Raw genomic sequence first — 19,748 nt, forward strand, 5'->3', positions numbered from 1 at the left:
TCCTGAAGGGACGTTGAAGACGACGACGTTGATAGGCCGGGTGTGTAAGCGCAGCGATGCGTTGAGCTAACCGGTACTAATGACCCGTGAGGCTTAACCTTACAACGCCAGAGGCGTTTTGTGAGACGCGAGATTTTCAGCTTGTGACGGATAAACTCTGCGCGGCCCGGTGAGGCGGCGCGGAGACAGAATTTGCCTGGCGGCCTTAGCGCGGCGGTCCCACCTGACCCCATGCCGAACTCAGAAGTGAAACGCCGTAGCGCCGATGGTAGTGTGGGGTCTCCCCATGCGAGAGTAGGGAACTGCCAGGCATCNCCACCTGACCCCATGCCGAACTCAGAAGTGAAACGCCGTAGCGCCGATGGTAGTGTGGGGTCTCCCCATGCGAGAGTAGGGAACTGCCAGGCATCCATATTGGTATCTGCCCGAAAGGGTGACACCGGTTATCAGCGAGACCCCGCTGGTAGCAGCAGTATTCGGTGGTGCGGTAGTTCAGTCGGTTAGAATACCGGCCTGTCACGCCGGGGGTCGCGGGTTCGAGTCCCGTCCGCACCGCCACCNTGGTAGCAGCAGTATTCGGTGGTGCGGTAGTTCAGTCGGTTAGAATACCGGCCTGTCACGCCGGGGGTCGCGGGTTCGAGTCCCGTCCGCACCGCCACCCTCTTTAGGGGCGTAGTTCAATTGGTAGAGCACCGGTCTCCAAAACCGGGTGTTGGGGGTTCGAGTCCCTCCGCCCCTGCCAGAAAAAAGAATCCTTTGCTTCGGCAAAGGATTTTTTTTGCTTTTTATTCAGCCGAAAGATCAAAAAGGCCGAAAATATCAGCCTCTTCTCCATTTTTTCCTGAAACCTTAGCGCGCCAGTACCGGAAACTTAAGCAGCTGTCGAATATGCGCCTGCTGGTCGCTGTTCTGCAGCCATACCGCGTACAAAGGACGCACCGCAACGGGCGTATCAGGGATCACCACCAGATCGCTATACAGGCTATGCCAGTAGTCAGGCAAAAATGCGCAGGCGCCAGTGGTGTAAAGCAGTTCTCGCGTAACGTGCGCAGAGGTCGTCGTTAACACCGGTACGTCGTCGCCACCTGACAGGTAGCTTTCATGCTGATGAAAGTCCGCGCCCCATTCCAGCTTGATGTAATCATACTTTTCTCGCTTCTCTGTTTTGCGCGCACGAAACAGCGCCAGCGAAATATGGCCGATCTGCTGGCTGGTAAGCTCATCCATTTTAGGCGCTTCTGTCGTGACCAGCAGATCCAGCTGTCGTTCGTGTAGCTGCTTGACCAGCAGGTGCCGCTGCGCCACGCGCGCCTCAAGGTGCAGGCTCTCACGGTTCTCATAAAGGGTCTGCAGCCACGGCGTCAGATAGGCCTCCCATAGCGACGCGCTGGCGCCTATCGACAGCTCATGATGCTGCTGCGTATGCGAGACCTCTTTCTTGGCCATCATCCATGTGCTCATCAGGCTTTCCGCATAGGGCAGCAGACGTTCTCCTGCCGACGTCAGCCGTATGTTATTGCGATGACGAGTAAAAAGGTTAACGCCCAGCTGATTTTCCAGCTGACGAATGCGAAAGCTGACGGCGGACTGTGTGAGATAAAGTGCTTCTGCAGCACGCCCGAAATGGCGAGTTCTGCTCACTTCCAGGAAAGTTTTAAGTAATTCCGTATCCACAGCTTTCTCCCAAAAAATGTTTGTCGTATAGATTTAAATGTTTTGTTTTACACTCTGTCAAGCCTATCTAATACTCCGCGCCATTAATAGCTCGGCCATAAGAGAATCAGGAGCGTGTAAGATGGCGGAAAGCTTCTCAACCACAAATCGTTTCTTTGATAACAAACATTATCCGCGCGGTTTCTCGCGGCATGGTGATTTCACCATTAAAGAAGCCCAACTGCTGGAACGTCATGGTTTTGCTTTTAATGAACTCGATTTAGCAAAGCGTGAGCCGATTACTGAAGAAGAGCGTCTTTTCTTAGAAGTATGTCGTGGTCTGCGTGAGCCGCAAACCGAAGCTGAGCGAGTATGGTCTAAATATACTGCCCGCATTAAGCGTCCTAAGCGTTTTCATACGCTCTCTGGCGGCAAGCCGCAGATGGATACGGTTGAAGATTACAGCGACAGCGATGACTAAGCGGAATGGGGCAATCAGCCCCATTTTTATTCCAGACTACGGTGCAAATGGATCAGTAACCGATCAATAGTGCGATAACCTAGCGCTTCCTGAAGATGAATACGTAAAATCCTCTCTTCACCCGCCAGATCGGCAATCGTACGCGACACCTTTAAAATACGCTGCCACGCCCGCACGGATAAGCCTAACTGATTAAGCACCTCCTCCAGCCACTCAGCATCTTCCCTGGCTATATCACACCACAACCTGATATCGACATTATTCATACGCGCATTGATCTTGCCTGCCCGCGCTATTTGCAATCTCCGCGCCTTTAACACGCGTTCGGCGACGCTTGCTGAGCTTTCACCAGCGTCAGGGCGTTTGCTCAGCATCCCATTCGGTAGCAGCGGTACCTCAATCGACAGATCGAAGCGATCGAGAAAAGGGCCGGAGAGCTTACTCAGGTAACGCAGCACCTGTTGCGGCGAGCAGCGGTTATGCTGCCCCTGATAATGTCCGGTCGGACTGGGGTTCATTGCAGCGATGAGCTGAAAGCGTGCCGGATAAGTCACTTTCGCACGGGCGCGGGAAATAGCGATTTCGCCCGACTCAAGGGGTTCCCGCAGCGCGTCCAGCACTCGCCGGTCAAACTCCGGCAGCTCGTCCAGAAACAGCACGCCGTTGTGCGCCAGCGAAATCTCGCCAGGGCGAGGTAACGACCCGCCACCAGTCAGCGCATAGATCGACGCGCTGTGGTGAGGCGAGCGGAAAGGCCGCTTACGCCACTCTCTCTGTAGCGTAACCTTATTCACCAGACTGGCGATAGCGGCGCACTCCAGCGCTTCTGTGTCGCTGAGTGGCGGCATGATGCCGGGCAGGCGTGTCGCCAGCATGGTTTTGCCGGTGCCGGGAGGACCAATCAACAGCAGGTTGTGTCCGCCAGCCGCCGTAATCTCCAGCGCGCGACGGCCTTGCTCCTGACCAATGATATCGCTCAGGTCTTCAGCCGGCTGTTGAGCGTCATCTTGTTGAGCCTGCGCGCATGCGAGTTCAGCCTGATTTTGCAGATACGCACAGATCTCCAGCAGATGAGCGGCAACCAGCGTATCGCCATGCTCTATCAGACCGACATCCTGCTGATTCTCTGTAGAGAGGATAAGGCGCCGTCCGGCGCGCATCGCTGCCAGCGCGGCCGGAATCGCGCCCTGAACGCCGCAGAGCGCGCCGTTGAGGGCAAGTTCGCCCACGAACTCATGTTGCGACAGTTTCGCTTCAGGAAGCTGTTCAGACGCCACGAGAATAGCGAGCGCCATTGGCAGATCGTAACGTCCGCCCTCTTTAGGCAGATCGGCAGGTGCCAGATTGATGGTGATACGCCTGGCGGGAAAACTGAATCCGCTGTTAATAATGGCGCTGCGTACCCGCTCGCGCGCCTCCTTCACCGTTGTTTCCGGCAACCCGACCAGCGTCAGCGCGGGTAATCCGTTGCTGATATGCGCTTCGATAGTAACCTGCGGCGCTTCTACACCTATCGCCGCTCGGGTAAGAATTCTGGACAATGTCATAACCGCTCCTTAACGCGGCGATTATGGCGCGGCAGAGACAAGGTCACGAGCCGGAATAGTTAACCTGTCGAAAGAGGCCGCAATAAAGCAGAGAGATTCTTGGCCCGCTGCATTTTTTCTGAAGCCGCTTAGCAAATATCACGCTTAACTGTTGCGACACGGTCGTGATGAATATTTATCAATGAAAAAATAACGATTTAATTACAGTGTGATACCTCATGCCCGTGTCGAGGGGCATAAAAAAAGCTGATGGAAAAAGTTGTCATCTCACCCGTAACTGTGATAACTCTGTAGGCATTACTTCGAACAAACGAAAAAACAGACAACAGATGAAAGCCCTTCTACAAGTGATTAGCCTAGTCGTGATTAGCGTGGTGGTGATTATTAACCCACCGTGCGGGGCTGCGCTTGCAGGAAGAAAGGCTTAGAAATCAAGGCCGGAATTCGAAAAACCCCCGCACCGAAAGGTCCGGGGGTTTTTTTTTGACCGGAGTAAATATCAGCTAATTACCGAGGAGCAAACAATGAGTAGTAGCATAAAATTCTGTTGTTCCCCTAAGGATACAGGAGAATAACCATGACAGGTGCACAGTGGGTAGTTCAGGCTTTACGCGCGCAGGGTGTCGACACAGTATTTGGCTATCCTGGCGGTGCCATCATGCCAGTGTACGATGCGCTCTACGATGGCGGCGTGGAACACCTACTGTGTCGTCATGAGCAAGGCGCGGTGATCGCGGCGATTGGCTATGCCCGCGCAACCGGCAAAACCGGCGTCTGCATTGCAACATCCGGCCCTGGTGCGACTAATTTAATCACTGGCCTGGCCGATGCGATGATGGATTCAGTGCCGGTAGTCGCGATCACCGGACAGGTCTCTTCGGCGTTTATCGGTACCGACGCCTTTCAGGAGATCGACGTATTAGGTTTGTCACTGGCCTGCACCAAACACAGCTTTCTGGTTGAGTCGCTGGATGATTTGCCTTCCGTCATGGCGGAAGCGTTCGCCATCGCCCAGTCAGGCCGCCCGGGTCCGGTGCTGGTTGATATTCCTAAAGATATTCAAATCGCCAGCGGCGAACTGACGCCGCATCTGCTGCAGGTTGAAGAGCCGGTCTCGCATTCACCGCAGCATATCGAAGAGGCGCGCGTGCTGATGGCGCAGTCGCGCAAGCCAATGCTCTATATCGGCGGCGGCGTTGGGATGGCGCAGGCCGTTCCCGCACTGCGCGCCATGGCGCAGGAGACCGGCATTCCCATGGTCGCCACGCTGAAAGGTCTCGGCAGCGCCGACAGCGAAAGCGAAGTCTACCTCGGCATGCTGGGTATGCACGGCACCAAGGCCGCGAACCTCGCGGTGCAGTCCTGCGATTTGCTGATTGCCGTCGGCGCGCGTTTTGACGATCGCGTAACCGGCAAGCTCGATACCTTCGCGCCGTACGCCAGCGTCATCCATATCGATATCGACCCGGCTGAGCTGAATAAACTGCGCCGTGCGCACGTCTCGCTGCAGGGCGATCTGAATCAGGTGCTGCCCGCGCTGAGCATGCCGTTGCAGATCGAGGCCTGGCGCGAAGAGGTGAAGGCGATGAAAGCGGCGTTCAGCTGGCCCTACGACCATCCCGGCGAGGCGATCTACGCACCGCTGCTGCTGAAGCAGCTCTCCGATCGCAAGCCGGAAAGTGCCGTTATCACCACTGACGTTGGCCAGCATCAGATGTGGACCGCGCAGCATATGAACTTCAGCGCGCCGGAGAATTTCATCACCTCGAGCGGCCTCGGCACTATGGGTTTCGGCCTGCCGGCTGCGGTAGGTGCCCAGGTCGCCCGCCCCGATGACACCGTGATCTGCGTAACCGGCGACGGCTCCATCATGATGAATATTCAGGAGCTGGGCACCATTAAGCGTAAAAAACTGCCGGTGAAAATCCTGCTGCTGGATAACCAGCGTCTCGGCATGGTGCGCCAGTGGCAACAGCTCTTTTTCGACGGTCGCTATAGCGAAACTATTCTCACCGACAACCCCGATTTTCTGACGCTGGCCAGCGCGTTTGATATCCCAGGCCGGCGTATCAGCCGTAAAGATGAGGTCGACGCCGCACTTGATGCTCTGCTGAACAGCGAAGGTTCTTACTTCCTGCATGTTGCGATTGATGAGCATGAAAACGTCTGGCCACTGGTGCCGCCTGGTGCCAGCAATGCAAACATGATGGAGAAAACCGTATGAACCAGCACCAATTGTCTATCGAAGCTCGCTTCCGCCCTGAAATATTGGAGCGCATTTTACGCGTCGTCCGCCATCGCGGTTTTCAGGTCTGCGCCATGAACATGGGCGCAGTGGCTAACAGCGAGAACATCAATATCGAAATGACCGTTGCCAGTCAGCGCTCCGTCGATTTACTGTCTTCGCAGTTAAGCAAACTGATGGATGTCGCTTGCGTCCAGATCCAACAACATGCAACACAACAAATCCACGCCTGTTCGTGAAAGGAAAATAAGAATGAGTACGAAGAAAGCAGACTTTATTTGGTTCAATGGGGAGATGGTTAAGTGGGAAGACGCTAAGGTCAGCGTTATGTCTCACGCGCTGCACTATGGTACCTCTGTGTTTGAAGGCGTGCGCTGCTACGACTCGCACAAAGGCCCGGTGGTGTTCCGTCACCGTGAACATATGCAGCGTCTGCACGACTCAGCCAAAATTTACCGTTTCCCGCTGAAGTACAGCGTAGAAGAGCTGATGGAAGCGACCCGTAAAGTCCTGCGCGACAATAATCTGAAAAGCGCCTATATCCGTCCGCTGGCCTTTGTCGGCGACGTCGGCCTGGGCGTGAACCCGCCAGACGGCTATACCACCGACGTGATCATCGCCGCCTTCCCGTGGGGCGCATATCTGGGTGCCGAAGCGCTGGAGAACGGCATCAACGCGATGGTCTCCTCGTGGAACCGCGTTGCGCCGAACACCCTGCCGACCGCAGCGAAAGCGGGCGGCAACTATCTCTCTTCTCTGCTGGTGGGCAGCGAAGCGCGTCGTCATGGTTATCAGGAAGGCATCGCGCTGGACACCAACGGCTACATCTCTGAAGGCGCGGGCGAAAACCTGTTTGAAGTGAAAGACGGCATTCTGTTTACCCCGCCGTTTACCTCATCCGCACTGCCGGGCATCACGCGCGACGCCATTATTAAGCTGGCGCAGGATCTGGGTATCGAAGTGCGCGAGCAGGTGCTGTCCCGCGAGTCGCTCTACCTGGCAGACGAGATCTTTATGTCCGGCACCGCCGCGGAGATCACGCCGGTGCGCAGCGTTGACGGTATCCAGGTGGGCGAGGGCAAACGCGGTCCGGTGACCACCCAAATCCAGAAAGCCTTCTTCGGCCTGTTTACTGGCGAAACCGAAGATAAATACGGCTGGCTGGATCAGGTTAACGCATAACAAGACAGTAACGCGGGCGCAGCAGTGCCCGCGTCATTTTTCAGACTGGAGTAAACAGAGCATGCCTAAGTACCGTTCCGCCACTACCACTCACGGCCGCAATATGGCGGGTGCCCGCGCCTTATGGCGCGCGACAGGAATGACCGACGCCGACTTCGGCAAACCGATTATCGCCGTGGTCAACTCATTCACCCAGTTCGTGCCGGGCCATGTCCATCTGCGCGATCTCGGCAAGCTGGTCGCCGAGCAGATCGAAGCGGCGGGCGGCGTGGCTAAAGAGTTCAACACCATTGCGGTGGATGACGGTATCGCCATGGGCCATGGCGGCATGCTCTATTCGCTGCCGTCGCGCGAGCTGATCGCCGACTCAGTGGAATACATGGTTAACGCGCACTGCGCCGACGCCATGGTCTGCATCTCAAACTGCGACAAGATCACGCCGGGAATGCTGATGGCGTCGCTGCGCCTCAATATTCCGGTCATCTTCGTTTCCGGCGGGCCAATGGAAGCGGGGAAAACCAAACTTTCCGATAAAATCATCAAGCTCGATCTGGTCGATGCGATGATTCAGGGCGCGAATCCGAACGTCAGCGATGCCGACAGCGAGCAGATTGAACGTTCCGCCTGCCCAACCTGCGGCTCCTGTTCCGGCATGTTCACCGCCAACTCCATGAACTGCCTGACCGAAGCGCTGGGCCTGTCGCAGCCGGGCAATGGCTCGCTGCTGGCGACCCACGCCGACCGCAAAGATCTCTTTATCAATGCTGGCAAGCGCATCGTTAACCTGACCAAACAGTATTACGAGCAGGACGATGCGCGCGTACTGCCGCGTAATATCGCTAACAAAGCCGCATTCGAAAACGCCATGACGCTTGATATCGCCATGGGGGGTTCTACCAATACCGTTCTGCACCTGCTGGCTGCCGCGCAGGAAGGCGACATCGACTTCAATATCTCCGACATCGATCGTCTGTCGCGCAAAGTGCCGCATCTGTGCAAAGTCGCACCGAGCACGCAGAAATACCATATGGAAGATGTGCACCGCGCCGGCGGCGTGATCGGCATTCTCGGTGAGCTGGATCGCGCCGGTCTGCTGCATACCGACGTGCGCAACGTGCTGGGCCTGAATCTGCGCGAAACGCTGGATCAGTACGACATCATGCTGACTCAGGACGAGGCGGTGAAAAAAATGTTCCGCGCCGGTCCGGCGGGCATTCGCACAACGCAGGCTTTCTCGCAGGATTGCCGCTGGGATACGCTGGATAACGATCGCCAGGAGGGCTGTATCCGCACGCGCGAACACGCTTTCTCGCAGGATGGTGGCCTGGCGGTGCTCTACGGCAATCTGGCTGAAGATGGCTGCATTGTAAAAACGGCTGGCGTGGACAAAGAGATCCTCACCTTTAAAGGCCCGGCTAAAGTCTACGAAAGCCAGGATGACGCGGTCGAGGCGATCCTCGGCGGCAAAGTGGTCGCGGGCGACGTCGTGGTGATCCGCTACGAGGGGCCGAAAGGCGGGCCGGGCATGCAGGAGATGCTCTATCCGACCACCTATCTGAAATCGATGGGCCTTGGCAAAAGCTGCGCGCTGATCACCGACGGACGCTTCTCCGGCGGCACCTCTGGCCTGTCGATCGGCCACGCCTCGCCGGAAGCAGCCAGCGGCGGCACGATCGCGCTGGTTAAAGATGGCGACATCATCGAAATCGATATCCCGAACCGCGGTATTAAGCTGGCGGTGCCGGATAACGAACTGCATGCGCGTCGCGAAGAGGAAGAAGCGCGTGGCGATGCGGCCTACACGCCGCACGGTCGCGAGCGTCAGGTTTCATTCGCGCTGCGCGCCTACGCATCCCTCGCCACCAGCGCCGACAAGGGCGCGGTGCGAGACAAGAGTAAGCTGGGAGGCTAACCGATGGCTGAGGCTCAACCGCTACCTGCGTCGCCCGGCGGCGCGGAATATTTGCGCGCAGTGCTGCGCTCGCCCGTGTATGAAGTCGCACAGGTGACGCCGCTGCAAAAAATGGAAAAAATTTCATCGCGTCTCGGCAACACCATTCTGGTGAAGCGCGAGGATCGTCAGCCGGTGCACAGCTTCAAGCTGCGCGGCGCCTACGCGATGATCGCCGGACTGAACGAAGAGCAGAAAGCGCGCGGCGTGGTGACGGCATCGGCCGGCAACCATGCGCAGGGCGTGGCGCTCTCCGCCAGCCGACTCGGCATTAAATCGCTGATTGTGATGCCGGTGACCACGGCGGACATCAAGGTTGATGCGGTGCGCGCATTTGGCGGTGAGGCTTATCTCTACGGCGCTAACTTCGACGAGGCGAAAGCCAAAGCGATCGAGCTGGCGGAGCAGCAGGGCTACACCTTCGTGCCGCCGTTTGACCATCCGGCGGTGATCGCCGGTCAGGGCACGCTGGCGATGGAGCTGCTGCAGCAGGATGCGCATCTCGATCGCGTTTTCGTGCCGGTGGGCGGCGGCGGACTGGCGGCGGGCGTGGCGGTGCTGATCAAACAGCTGATGCCGCAAATCAAGGTTATCGCGGTGGAATCGCAGGACTCCGCCTGCCTGAAAGCGGCGCTGGAGGCTGGCGAGCCGGTGGATCTGCCGCGCGTCGGGCTGTTTGCCGAAGGCGTGGCGGTTAAGCGCATCGGTGACGAAACCTTCCGCCTGTGTCAGGAGTATCTCGACGACATTATCACCGTCGACAGCGACGCTATCTGCGCGGCGATGAAAGATCTGTTTGAAGATGTGCGCGCGGTCGCGGAGCCTTCAGGCGCGCTGGCGCTGGCGGGCATGAAGAAATATATCCAGCAGCACGGCATCAAAGGTGAACGTCTGGCCCATATTCTTTCGGGCGCCAACGTTAACTTCCACGGCCTGCGCTACGTTTCCGAGCGCTGCGAGCTGGGCGAGCAGCGTGAAGCGCTGCTGGCGGTCACCATCCCCGAACAACAGGGCAGCTTCCTGAAGTTCTGCCAGACGCTGGGCGGTCGTGCGGTCACCGAGTTCAACTACCGCTACGCCGATGCCGATAACGCCTGCATCTTCGTTGGCGTGCGCTTAACGCGCGGGTTAGAGGAGCGCAGCGAGATTATCAGCCAGCTGACGCAGGGCGGTTATCAGGTAATGGATCTCTCTGACGACGAGATGGCGAAGCTGCATGTGCGTTATATGGTGGGCGGACGTCCGTCGAAGCCGCTGCGCGAACGCCTCTACAGCTTTGAATTCCCGGAAGCGCCCGGCGCGCTGCTGAAGTTCCTGCAAACGCTCGGCACGCACTGGAATATTTCGCTGTTCCACTATCGCAGCCACGGCACCGATTATGGCCGCGTGCTGGCGGCCTTTGAAATCGGCGACAATGAACCGCGCTTTGAATCGCATCTGACCGAGCTGGGTTACGAATGCCACGATGAGGCCAATAACCCGGCGTTCCGCTTCTTCCTCGCCGGTCAGTAATTACAGCAGGTGCCAGAAGGCATGAATCAGCGGCTCCCCGAGCCGCTTTTTTTGTACGCATACGCCCAGCTCCAGCGGCGCCACCGACTCCACATTCTCCAGCGTCAGCACGCGATTGCGCACCGGCTCCGGGCTGTTCTCCAGCACCACGTCCGGCAGCAGCGCGATGCCGCAGCCGAGCGCCACCATCGAGACAATCGCTTCATGCCCGGAGACCGTGGCGTAAATCTGGGGATTCGGGATGCGGCGGCGGCGAAACCAGAGATCGATGCCGCGCCGCGCAGGCCCTTGATCGGGCAGGATAAAAGGGATTTTCGCCCAGTCGGGCGATTCCTGCGTCGCCTGACTGCGCACCGGACAGGGCAGCGCCGGGGCGATTAAGACCAGCGGGATCAGGCCCAGCGGCGTAAAATCGATGCTGGCGGGCAGTGACTCAGGACGCCCGGCGATCGCCAGATCCGCCTCACCGGACTGCACCATTTCAATGGCGTCCGCGGCGTCGCCGGTTGTCAGCTTGATCTCCACCTGCGGATGCTCGGCGCGAAAGCGATCCAGAATCGGCGGCAGATGACTGTAGGCGGCCGTTACCGAACAGAACAGGCGGAGTTCGCCGCTCAGCGACGGACCGTTGAGATCCATCACGTGGCGCAGCTGCTGATACTGCAGCAGGGTCTGCTGCGCGAACTGGCGCAGACGATCGCCCGCTTCGGTCAGGGTAACGGTGCGGTTATCGCGCAGAAACAGCGCATGTCCTACATCCTCTTCGAGACGCTGGATCTGACGCGACAGCGTTGACGGACTGACATGCATAGCGCGCGCAGTACGGCCAAAGTGGCAGCTTTCGGCCAGATGAAGAAACAGCTTCAGATCGCGTAAATCCATACGGCTTAACCTCTCGCGTAGCGTTGCAAATCCTGCAATGTGGCCTTGCTAATATATCAATTTAAGCAACAGATTTCCTGTCATATGATGGGGTCATTCGCGGCGCTGCAGTCAGCAGCCGCTACCAGACAAAAACAAACACAACATCTGACCGGAGTGCCCATGGCTAACTACTTCAACACACTGAATCTGCGCAACCAGTTAGCGCAGTTAGGCAAATGTCGCTTTATGGCGCGCGATGAATTCGCCGACGGCGCCAGCTTCCTGAAAGGGAAAAAAGTGGTCATCGTGGGCTGTGGCGCACAGGGCCTTAACCAGGGCCTGAACATGCGCGATTCCGGTCTGGACGTCTCCTATGCGCTGCGTGCCGAAGCGATCGCCGAGAAGCGTGCTTCCTGGCGCAAGGCTACCGAGAACGGTTTTAAAGTGGGCACCTATGAAGAGCTGATCCCGCAGGCCGATCTGGTGGTTAACCTGACGCCAGACAAACAGCACTCAGCTGTAGTGCAGGCCGTACAGCCGCTGATGAAAGAGGGCGCGGCGCTGGGCTACTCGCACGGCTTTAATATCGTTGAAGTGGGCGAAACCATTCGTAAAGACATTACCGTCGTGATGGTCGCGCCGAAATGTCCGGGCACCGAAGTGCGTGAAGAGTACAAGCGCGGTTTCGGCGTACCGACCCTGATCGCCGTACATCCGGAAAACGATCCGAAAGGCGAAGGCATGGCGATTGCCAAAGCCTGGGCGGCAGCAACCGGCGGCGACCGCGCGGGCGTGCTGGAATCCTCTTTCGTCGCGGAAGTGAAGTCTGACCTGATGGGCGAACAGACTATTCTGTGTGGCATGCTGCAGGCCGGTTCGCTGCTCTGCTTCGACAAGCTGGTGGCGGAAGGAAACGACCCGGCTTACACCGAAAAACTGATTCAGTTCGGCTGGGAAACCATCACCGAATCGCTGAAGTTCGGCGGCATTACGCTGATGATGGATCGCCTTTCTAACCCGGCGAAACTGCGCGCTTACGCGCTGTCAGAGCAGCTGAAAGAGATTATGGCACCGCTGTTCCAGAAGCATATGGACGATATCATCTCCGGCGAGTTCTCATCCGGCATGATGGCTGACTGGGCCAACGACGACAAAAACCTGCTGACCTGGCGCGAAGAGACCGGCAAAACCGCGTTTGAAACCGCGCCGCAGTTCGAAGGCAAAATCGAAGAGCAGGAGTACTACGATAAAGGCGTTCTGATGGTGGCGATGGTCAAAGCGGGCGTTGAGCTGGCGTTTGAAACCATGGTCGACGCGGGCATTATCGAAGAGTCTGCTTACTATGAATCGCTGCATGAGCTGCCGCTGATCGCCAACACCATTGCGCGTAAGCGTCTGTATGAAATGAACGTGGTTATCTCCGATACCGCAGAGTACGGCAACTATCTCTTCTCTTTCGCTGCGGTGCCGCTGCTGAAAGAGTTTATGACTACGCTGCAGCCGGGCGATCTGGGCAAAGCGATCGAAGGCACGCAGGTTGATAACGCGCAGCTGCGTGACGTTAACGAAGCGATTCGTCAACATCCGATCGAAGCGGTGGGCCGTAAACTGCGTGGCTACATGACCGACATGAAGCGTATCGCGGTTGCGGGTTAATTCACGCCTCCCACACTTTTCAGCACAGAAAAACCCCGGCTTGCCGGGGTTTTTCACATCAGGCGTTTATGCCTTTCATGCCCTCTTCTGAATAGCGCTCGCCTTGCACCTGAATGTGCTGGCGGAGATCATTCAGCAGCCTGACGTCTGCCTCGTCCAGCACCACCTCCGCCGCCATGGCATTTTCGACCAGGTACTGGATGTGTTTAGTACCCGGGATCGGCACCAGTTTGTCGTACTGCGCCAGCAGCCAGGCGAGCGCAATCTGGCCTGGCGTGCAGCGGTACTTCTCCGCCAGCGGGCGCACGGCGTTCAGCAAGGCGGCATTGTGATCGAGACTGGCCTGCTGGAAGCGCGCACTGTTTTTGCGGAAGTCTCCCTCCGCGAAATCGCTGTTGCGGAGATATTTGCCGGTCAGGAAACCGCGGCCCAGCGGCGAATAGGCGACCAGCCCGATATCAAGCGCTTTAACCGCTGGCAGGATCTCCTCCTCAATATCGCGCGTCCACAGCGAATACTCCGTCTGCAGGGCGGTGACGGGATGAACGGCGTGCGCGCGGCGTAAGGTTGCGGCTGAGACTTCACACAGCCCGATATGCTCTATTTTTCCCTCTTTTACCAGGCGGCTCAGGCAGGCCATGCTCTCTTCGATGGGCGTATCCTGACTTATACGGTGAAGATAAAAGAGATCGATACGCTCAACGCCAAGCCGCTTAAGGGAGTCGTGGCAGCAGCGCGTGATATAATCGGGCCGATTGTTGATGGTGCGGCTATAAGCCTCATCGGGCGCGCGTTCAATGCCGCATTTGGTGGCGATCTTAAACCTGTTTCGCGTGGCGCTATCCAGCCCGGCCAGAAAACGCCCTGTGAGCTTTTCATTGTGTCCGCGACCATACTGGTCCGCCGTATCAATAAAGGTCTGATCCAGTTCAACGAGTTTATGCAAAAGCTGCAGCGACTGCGTGTCATCCGTAGTGCCATAGAATTCACTGAGCCCCATCGCGCCATAGCCGATAGCGCTGACCTCAAAATCTTTTGCTAAATAACGTCTTTTCATAATCCCTCCTGTTGTCCTGACCTGATTCTTTCACCAGGCGCAGCAGCAGGGAATTGCCCTTTTTGTGATGCGGAAAAGGTATCAGCAAGGCGGGGAGGGATCGCAGGCGCCCAGGATGTCCAGCGCCTGCAGAAGCGGTAAACGCTCGTCAGAACGGCGCGTCGCGGCATAGATATCGATATTCAACTGCTGCGCCTGATCCTCGGACAGCGTCCGGTAGCACAACCCTTCCTGGCTAAAAGCGCATTTTGACTGAGGCAGCAGGGCGAATCCCTTACCACGGGCGATATGCGCCAGCATCGTCAGCGAATCCTCCGGCTCTTTGACCTTTTTTAGCGGCGTTTTCAGCGTAGCGAAAACTTTTTCACACTTATCGTAGAAGGCGGGGTTAGCGCTTCTGGAAAACCAGAACAGCGGCAGGTCGCTGACGTCATTCAGCGAGACGTTTTCCAGCTGGCTGGCGGGATGCGTTGCTGGCAGGGCGATAGACAGCGGCTCGCGGCAGAGCCAGCGATAGCGCACGCTTTCCTGCTGATTTGCGCCTTTTTCTCCGGTCAGTACAATATCCAGCGTATTTTGCGTCAGGCACTGCAGCAGCTGGGCTGAGGAGAGATCGGGAGAGTCGATCTCATCGTCGATATCCAGCTGCGTCAGCCGCGCTCCGACAGGCTGTATGCGCGTAAAGTCCAGCGTTCGGGTGAGCCCGATACGCAGACGATCCTGATGGAAAAGGGGGTCGGCATTAAGAGCGTTAAGCGCCTCAAGAATCTTCTCCGCTCTGACAACCAGCGCGCGTCCAGCTTCAGTCAGGCTGACCGCATGGGTGCTGCGGCTGAACAGCTGCTGGTGGAGCAGAGACTCCAGGCTCTTAATCTGGCGCGTCAGTGGCGGCTGGGTCATGCTGAGGCGTTCGGCGGCCCGGCGAAAGTTAAGCTCATGCGCGACGGCCAAAAAACACTGAAGTTGTTTAACGCTGGGAAGGTTGTTGCTGATCAGGTGAGCTGTCGTCGCCATGGTTCGTGTCCTGCATACCGAAGTCACAGGCACTATAACATGACGATAAACCCGGCCTGAGCCGGGTTTATCTGTTTGTCTTACACCGCTTCGTAGAGCGTCTGATGGCGCGTCTCTTTACAGGCGATCAGCGCAATCAGCGTCAGCGCCGCCATCGCCGCCAGGTAATAGCCTACCGCCTGCAAACCGTAGCTGGCGTTCAGCCAGGTGGCGATATAGGGCGCAACGGAGGCGCCGAGAATCGACGACAGGTTATAGGAGAAAGAGGCGCCGGTATAACGCACCTCGGTCGGAAACAGCTCCGGCAGCAGCGCGCCCATCGGGCCAAAGGTCAGCCCCATCACGCTCAGGCCGAGCAGCAGGAAGGCCATCACCAGCGCCTGCGATCCGGAACCCAGCATCGACGGGAAAAGGAAGGCGAAGGCGATAATCATCAGCGTAATGGTGATCATGGTTTTACGGCGGCCAAAGCGATCCGCCAGCAGACCGGCGATAGGCACCATCACGCCGAAGCCGATAACCGCCACCATCAGCATCCACAGGAAGCTGTTGCGCGAGAAGCCGAGACCCGCAGGCGCAGGCGCAGTGCCGTAGCTCATCGAGTAGACCGTCATAATGTAGAACAGCGTATAGGTCGCCAGCATGATAAAGGTGCCGAGGATGGTCGCCTTCATATGCTGGCCAAGCAGCGTGCCGATTGGGATGCGCACCTGTTTTTTCTCTTTCTGCACCTTCGCAAATACCGGGCTTTCATGCAGCGAGACGCGCACATAGAGACCGATAATGACCAGCACCGCCGAGAGGATAAAGGGTACGCGCCAGCCCCACTGCATAAACTGCTCGTCGGTCAGCAGCCAGGAGAGCAGCAGAAAGGTGCCGTTGGCGAAGAAGAAGCCGATCGGCGCGCCAAGCTGCGGGAAGGAGCCATAGAGCGCGCGCTTTTTCGCCGGCGCGTTTTCCGTCGCCAGCAGCGCCGCGCCGCCCCATTCACCGCCAAGGCCGAGACCCTGACCAAAACGCGCCAGCGCCAGCAGCAGCGGCGCCGCGACGCCAATCGACTGGTAGCCCGGCAACAGGCCGATGATCACAGTGGAGACGCCCATGGTCAGCAGCGAAGCTACCAGCGTCGCCTTACGGCCTACGCGATCGCCGAAGTGGCCGAAAAGGGCGGAGCCGATCGGGCGCGCCACAAAGGCGATGGCAAAGGTCGCCAGCGACTGTAGCGTCGCCACGGTGTTATCACCCTGCGGGAAGAAAATATGTGGGAAAACAATTACCGCCGCCGTGGCGTAGATATAAAAATCGAAGAATTCAATGGCCGTACCGACCAGCGAGGCCACCACGACTTTGCCGCGCGAATTCACTGGCGTATCGTCTTGTGACTTTTTCAGAGGTTCTGTGATGGAGGCTTGCATAACTGTTTCTTAATTGTAAATAGAGACCAGGAATATTACGCACCTGTCATGCTGCATTCAACGATGATAAACCGCGCCAGAACGGGCTTTTTCGGCGAAAAAGTGAATAATTTGTGTCGAAATGGAATGCGTGGATTAAGGCAGGGAGAAGCTCGCCTTTTGCAGCGGGAATCTCTATAAAACGGGTAAATAAAAGTGACCCTTCAGCTATTCATCCTGCTGGTTGCATAATAAATAGCCGAAGGGGAAAATTTTCCGCTGATGTTAACGTTTTGTCACACCTGGCGATGCGAGCCGCGACCCGCTTCCGGCAGTTGCGGATCATCCTTATATTTAGCAGTGGCGATCCAGGCGGCGCAGAAGAGCGTCAAACGGGCAAAAAAGTAGAAAAACGCCATCAGACCGAGCACGGAACCAAAGGCCGCGCCGGAGGGCGACGAGGCCAGCTTCGGCAGCGTCATCGTCATAATAAACTTGATTAACTCAAAGCCGATCGCTGCCAGCAGCGTGCCGCGAAACAGCGCTTTTTTACGCGGCTTATGGCGGGGCAATATCCAGAAAATCCACAGGAACAGAAGATAGTTCGCCAGAATTGAAATCGTCAGCGCTATCGCTGTCATTGCCGGACGCAGCCACTCGATATCCGCCAGACCCAGCGCGTTAACGATCGCCGTCTGCGCCGCCCCGGCGATAGAGGTCAGTGACAGGGTGATCACCAGCGCCAGCATCAGGCCGATCAGCGAGATCAGGTCACGCAGATATTTTTTCCAGAACTTCTCCTGATCGTCCGGCTTACGCTCCCAGACATCGCGCGACTGAGCGCGCACCGCTTCGCGCAGGTTGCCCATCCAGTTAATGCCGGAGTAGAGCGCCAGCAGCAGCCCGGTGATGCCGACGGTCGCGCGCTGCTGGATCGCTGTATTCACCGTATTCTTCAGGGTGGTGGCGAGCGTAGGATCGCTGATGCTGCTAACGATCTTGTTGATCAGCTGCGACAGCAGATCCTGGTTTGACGCCAGCACGAAACCCACCGCGGCAAAAGAGACCATCAGGATCGGGATAAGCGACAAGAAAGAGAAGTAGGTAATGGCCGCGCCAAACTGGCTGCCCAGACGATCGTTAAAGCGCTCCAGCGCGCGAATAAAGTGCGCCACCGCCGGAATGGCCTGAAACCAGGCGGCAAAGCGCGATACGCGCCGAATCGACCCGTCAACGGTTTTATTGCCGGTCTGAATATCGATCAGCGGTTTAGGTTGTTCGGGGTTAGTCGGGTTTTCCTGTTTGTCCGTCATAGACAGTTATCATCCTGCTTAACTTGAAAAGGCAATTATAGCCGCTCAGGTGACATACTCCTGTAGTACCTGACTCAGCCATTCCATAAACACGCGCACGCGACGCGCCACATTGCGCCGGTGAGGGTAGAGCAGCGAAATCGGCATCGGCTTCGCCGGGAAAGCGTGCAGCACTTCCACCAGCTGGCCAGACTCCAGCAGCGGATAGATGCCCATCGCGGGCACCTGAATAATGCCCAGCCCGGCCAGGCAGGCGGCGCGATAGGTTTCGGTGCTGTTGACCGTCACGACGCCGCCGGTCTGCACGTAATGGCACTGTTTGCCGTCGAAATACTCAAAGCCGGGCGAAGGCTGGCCGAGCTGCTGCGTGTAGTGCACCATGGCGTGCGACGACAGCTCCTCCAGCCGCGTCGGCATGCCGAAGCGGGAAAGGTAGCCAGGGCTGGCGCAGTTGATCAAGGTATAGGTGCCAATTTTCCGCGCAATCAGGCCGGAATCCTTTAACTCGCCGACGCGTATAACGCAGTCAAAGCCTTCACGAATGACATCCACCATGCGGTCGCTGCTGCTGAGCTCAATTTCTACGCCGGGGTAGTGCTGTAAAAACTCCGGCAGGCGCGGCAGGATAAAGCCTGTCGCCATCGCGACAGACATATCGACGCGCAGCTTGCCGCTCAGCGTAGCGGGATCGTGCTGGAACAGGCTATCCATATCGTCGATCATCGACAGCAGATCGAGACAGCGGTCGTAGTAGACCAGCCCGTCCTGCGTAAGCTGTACGCGGCGCGTGGTGCGATGCAGCAGCCGCGTCCCCATCTGATTTTCCAGCGCCTGCAGCTGGCGCGACACGCTACCTTTGGGCAGGCCTAAACTCTCCGCCGCGCGGGTAAAACTGCCCATCTCCGCAACCCGCACAAAAACCTGCATTGCGTGAATTTTGTCCATGTTGTTCACCGATTGTTGTTGTAAGTGAAACAGTGCTGCGTATTCCCAAGCGTTTATAGATCAATTATTCGGGAATATCCTGATTTGGTGTTCAATTTTGCAACAGGATCGAAACATGACTCATAAAATTGCATTGATAACTGGCGCGAACCGCGGTTTAGGCAAGAATGCGGCGTTAAAACTGGCTTCAAAGGGCGTCGATATTCTTTTTACCTGGCGCAGCCATGGTGAAGAAGCTGAGGCGCTGGTGAAAGAGATCGAGGCGCTCGGCAGCCGCGCGGTCGCGCTAAAGCTGGATGTCGGCGACAGCCGCCAGTTCGACGGCTTTGTCGCGCAGGTCAAAGAGGCGCTGAAAAACAGCTGGCAGCGGGAGCGCTTTGATTACTTAGTCAACAATGCCGGACATGGTCACTATAAGCTATTTAGCGAGACCACAGAGGAGGAGTTCGACGCGCTGGTTAACGTCCATTTTAAAGGCCCCTATTTCCTGACGCAGAAGCTGCTGCCGCTGATCAACGACGGCGGACGGATACTGAATATCTCCAGCGGCCTGACGCGCATGACCTATCCCGGCTCCGGCACCTACGCCGCCATGAAGGGCGCGATGGAAGTGCTGACGCGTTATCAGGCGAAAGAGCTGGGCGAACGTCGCATTCGCGTCAATATTCTGGCGCCGGGTGCCATTGAGACTGATTTCGGTGGCGGCCGCGTGCGCGATAACAAGGAAATCAACGATACCATCGCGGCCTTTACCGCGCTGGGGCGTGTAGGCCAGCCGGATGATATCGGCGACGCTATCAGCGCCATCCTCAGCGACGAAACTGGCTGGATCACGGCGCAGCGCATTGAAGCGTCAGGCGGTCAGGCGCTATAGGTACTGCTTGCAGGCGCGCGCTTGCCCCGCGCGACTTGGCAATCGAGTGGCGGTACCGGA

17 protein-coding genes, 3 tRNA genes and 2 rRNA genes are annotated in these 19,748 nt (G+C 57.5%); 14 read left to right on the forward strand and 8 right to left on the reverse strand.

The annotated features are described in order from the left end of the window. The 5 genes from D7S44_RS17480 to D7S44_RS17500 all read left to right on the forward strand — a co-directional run. Positions 1 to 101: ribosomal RNA gene (locus tag D7S44_RS17480) — 23S ribosomal RNA — on the forward strand; the annotation flags it as partial. 94 nt (positions 102 to 195) lie between these two features. After that, positions 196 to 311: ribosomal RNA gene (rrf, locus tag D7S44_RS17485) — 5S ribosomal RNA — on the forward strand. A 170-nt stretch (positions 312 to 481) separates the two neighbouring features. Continuing rightward, positions 482 to 558 (forward strand) — tRNA-Asp (locus D7S44_RS17490). Positions 559 to 581: 23 nt separating this feature from the next. Then, positions 582 to 658 (forward strand) — tRNA-Asp (locus D7S44_RS17495). Between the two features lie 8 nt (positions 659 to 666). Continuing rightward, positions 667 to 742, forward strand: a tRNA-Trp gene (locus tag D7S44_RS17500). A gap of 107 nt (positions 743 to 849) precedes the next feature. Here D7S44_RS17500 and hdfR read toward each other — a convergent pair. Then, on the reverse strand, positions 850 to 1,674 hold the full coding sequence (gene hdfR / locus D7S44_RS17505) for an HTH-type transcriptional regulator HdfR (RefSeq protein WP_120457013.1): 825 nt from the start codon (positions 1,672 to 1,674) through the stop codon (positions 850 to 852). Between the two features lie 121 nt (positions 1,675 to 1,795). On the opposite strand from hdfR, the gene D7S44_RS17510 reads away from it, so the two are divergent. Beyond that, entirely contained in the window at positions 1,796 to 2,134 is a 339-nt protein-coding gene (locus tag D7S44_RS17510) for a MaoP family protein (protein WP_120457015.1), read from the forward strand. A 26-nt stretch (positions 2,135 to 2,160) separates the two neighbouring features. Here the strand turns inward: D7S44_RS17510 and D7S44_RS17515 are convergent, their stop codons facing one another. After that, positions 2,161 to 3,681, reverse strand: a complete 1,521-nt coding sequence (locus D7S44_RS17515; protein WP_120457017.1) for a YifB family Mg chelatase-like AAA ATPase — start codon at positions 3,679 to 3,681, stop codon at positions 2,161 to 2,163. A gap of 329 nt (positions 3,682 to 4,010) precedes the next feature. Here D7S44_RS17515 and ilvL point away from each other — a divergent pair, with 329 nt between their 5' ends. The 6 genes from ilvL to ilvA all read left to right on the forward strand — a co-directional run bounded on the left by ilvL (position 4,011) and on the right by ilvA (position 10,571). Beyond that, positions 4,011 to 4,109: an ilv operon leader peptide gene (ilvL, locus tag D7S44_RS17520; RefSeq protein ID WP_120457371.1), complete on the forward strand. Its 99-nt coding sequence runs from the start codon at positions 4,011 to 4,013 to the stop codon at positions 4,107 to 4,109. Between the two features lie 149 nt (positions 4,110 to 4,258). Continuing rightward, the gene (gene ilvG, locus D7S44_RS17525) at positions 4,259 to 5,905 is read left to right on the forward strand and encodes an acetolactate synthase 2 catalytic subunit (protein WP_120457019.1); all 1,647 of its coding nucleotides are present in this window, start codon (positions 4,259 to 4,261) and stop codon (positions 5,903 to 5,905) included. Further along, complete coding sequence (gene ilvM, locus D7S44_RS17530) at positions 5,902 to 6,165, forward strand: acetolactate synthase 2 small subunit (protein WP_120457021.1); 264 nt, start codon at positions 5,902 to 5,904, stop codon at positions 6,163 to 6,165. Before ilvG ends, ilvM begins: the two co-directional genes overlap by 4 nt. A gap of 13 nt (positions 6,166 to 6,178) precedes the next feature. Next, on the forward strand, positions 6,179 to 7,108 hold the full coding sequence (locus D7S44_RS17535; RefSeq protein WP_120457023.1) for a branched-chain amino acid transaminase: 930 nt from the start codon (positions 6,179 to 6,181) through the stop codon (positions 7,106 to 7,108). A gap of 61 nt (positions 7,109 to 7,169) precedes the next feature. Further along, positions 7,170 to 9,020: a dihydroxy-acid dehydratase gene (gene ilvD / locus D7S44_RS17540; protein WP_120457025.1), complete on the forward strand. Its 1,851-nt coding sequence runs from the start codon at positions 7,170 to 7,172 to the stop codon at positions 9,018 to 9,020. Between the two features lie 3 nt (positions 9,021 to 9,023). Next, a complete protein-coding gene (gene ilvA, locus D7S44_RS17545; RefSeq protein WP_120457026.1) occupies positions 9,024 to 10,571 on the forward strand; it encodes a threonine ammonia-lyase, biosynthetic in 1,548 nt (515 codons plus the stop codon). Here ilvA and ilvY read toward each other — a convergent pair whose 3' ends face one another. Further along, positions 10,572 to 11,453, reverse strand: a complete 882-nt coding sequence (gene ilvY, locus D7S44_RS17550; RefSeq protein ID WP_120457028.1) for an HTH-type transcriptional activator IlvY — start codon at positions 11,451 to 11,453, stop codon at positions 10,572 to 10,574. Positions 11,454 to 11,615: 162 nt separating this feature from the next. Here ilvY and ilvC point away from each other — a divergent pair, with 162 nt between their 5' ends. Continuing rightward, positions 11,616 to 13,091: a ketol-acid reductoisomerase gene (ilvC, locus tag D7S44_RS17555; RefSeq protein ID WP_120457030.1), complete on the forward strand. Its 1,476-nt coding sequence runs from the start codon at positions 11,616 to 11,618 to the stop codon at positions 13,089 to 13,091. A gap of 58 nt (positions 13,092 to 13,149) precedes the next feature. Here the strand turns inward: ilvC and D7S44_RS17560 are convergent, their stop codons facing one another. The 5 genes from D7S44_RS17560 to D7S44_RS17580 all read right to left on the reverse strand — a co-directional run bounded on the left by D7S44_RS17560 (position 13,150) and on the right by D7S44_RS17580 (position 18,814). After that, a complete protein-coding gene (locus D7S44_RS17560) occupies positions 13,150 to 14,148 on the reverse strand; it encodes an aldo/keto reductase (protein WP_120457032.1) in 999 nt (332 codons plus the stop codon). 81 nt (positions 14,149 to 14,229) lie between these two features. Beyond that, the gene (locus D7S44_RS17565) at positions 14,230 to 15,162 is read right to left on the reverse strand and encodes a LysR family transcriptional regulator (RefSeq protein WP_120457034.1); all 933 of its coding nucleotides are present in this window, start codon (positions 15,160 to 15,162) and stop codon (positions 14,230 to 14,232) included. Between the two features lie 80 nt (positions 15,163 to 15,242). After that, positions 15,243 to 16,577 (reverse strand): MFS transporter, encoded by a 1,335-nt coding sequence (locus tag D7S44_RS17570; RefSeq protein ID WP_120457036.1) that lies wholly within the window; start codon positions 16,575 to 16,577, stop codon positions 15,243 to 15,245. 275 nt (positions 16,578 to 16,852) lie between these two features. Beyond that, positions 16,853 to 17,869 (reverse strand): inner membrane protein YhjD, encoded by a 1,017-nt coding sequence (yhjD, locus tag D7S44_RS17575; protein ID WP_120457038.1) that lies wholly within the window; start codon positions 17,867 to 17,869, stop codon positions 16,853 to 16,855. 45 nt (positions 17,870 to 17,914) lie between these two features. Then, positions 17,915 to 18,814, reverse strand: coding sequence for a LysR family transcriptional regulator (locus D7S44_RS17580; RefSeq protein WP_033753486.1), 900 nt, complete (start codon positions 18,812 to 18,814; stop codon positions 17,915 to 17,917). 115 nt (positions 18,815 to 18,929) lie between these two features. Here D7S44_RS17580 and D7S44_RS17585 point away from each other — a divergent pair, with 115 nt between their 5' ends. Further along, a complete protein-coding gene (locus D7S44_RS17585; protein ID WP_120457040.1) occupies positions 18,930 to 19,688 on the forward strand; it encodes an SDR family NAD(P)-dependent oxidoreductase in 759 nt (252 codons plus the stop codon). Positions 19,689 to 19,748: the final 60 nt, after the last annotated feature.

The organism is Pantoea piersonii (genome assembly GCF_003612015.1).
Taxonomy (GTDB): domain Bacteria; phylum Pseudomonadota; class Gammaproteobacteria; order Enterobacterales; family Enterobacteriaceae; genus Pantoea; species Pantoea piersonii.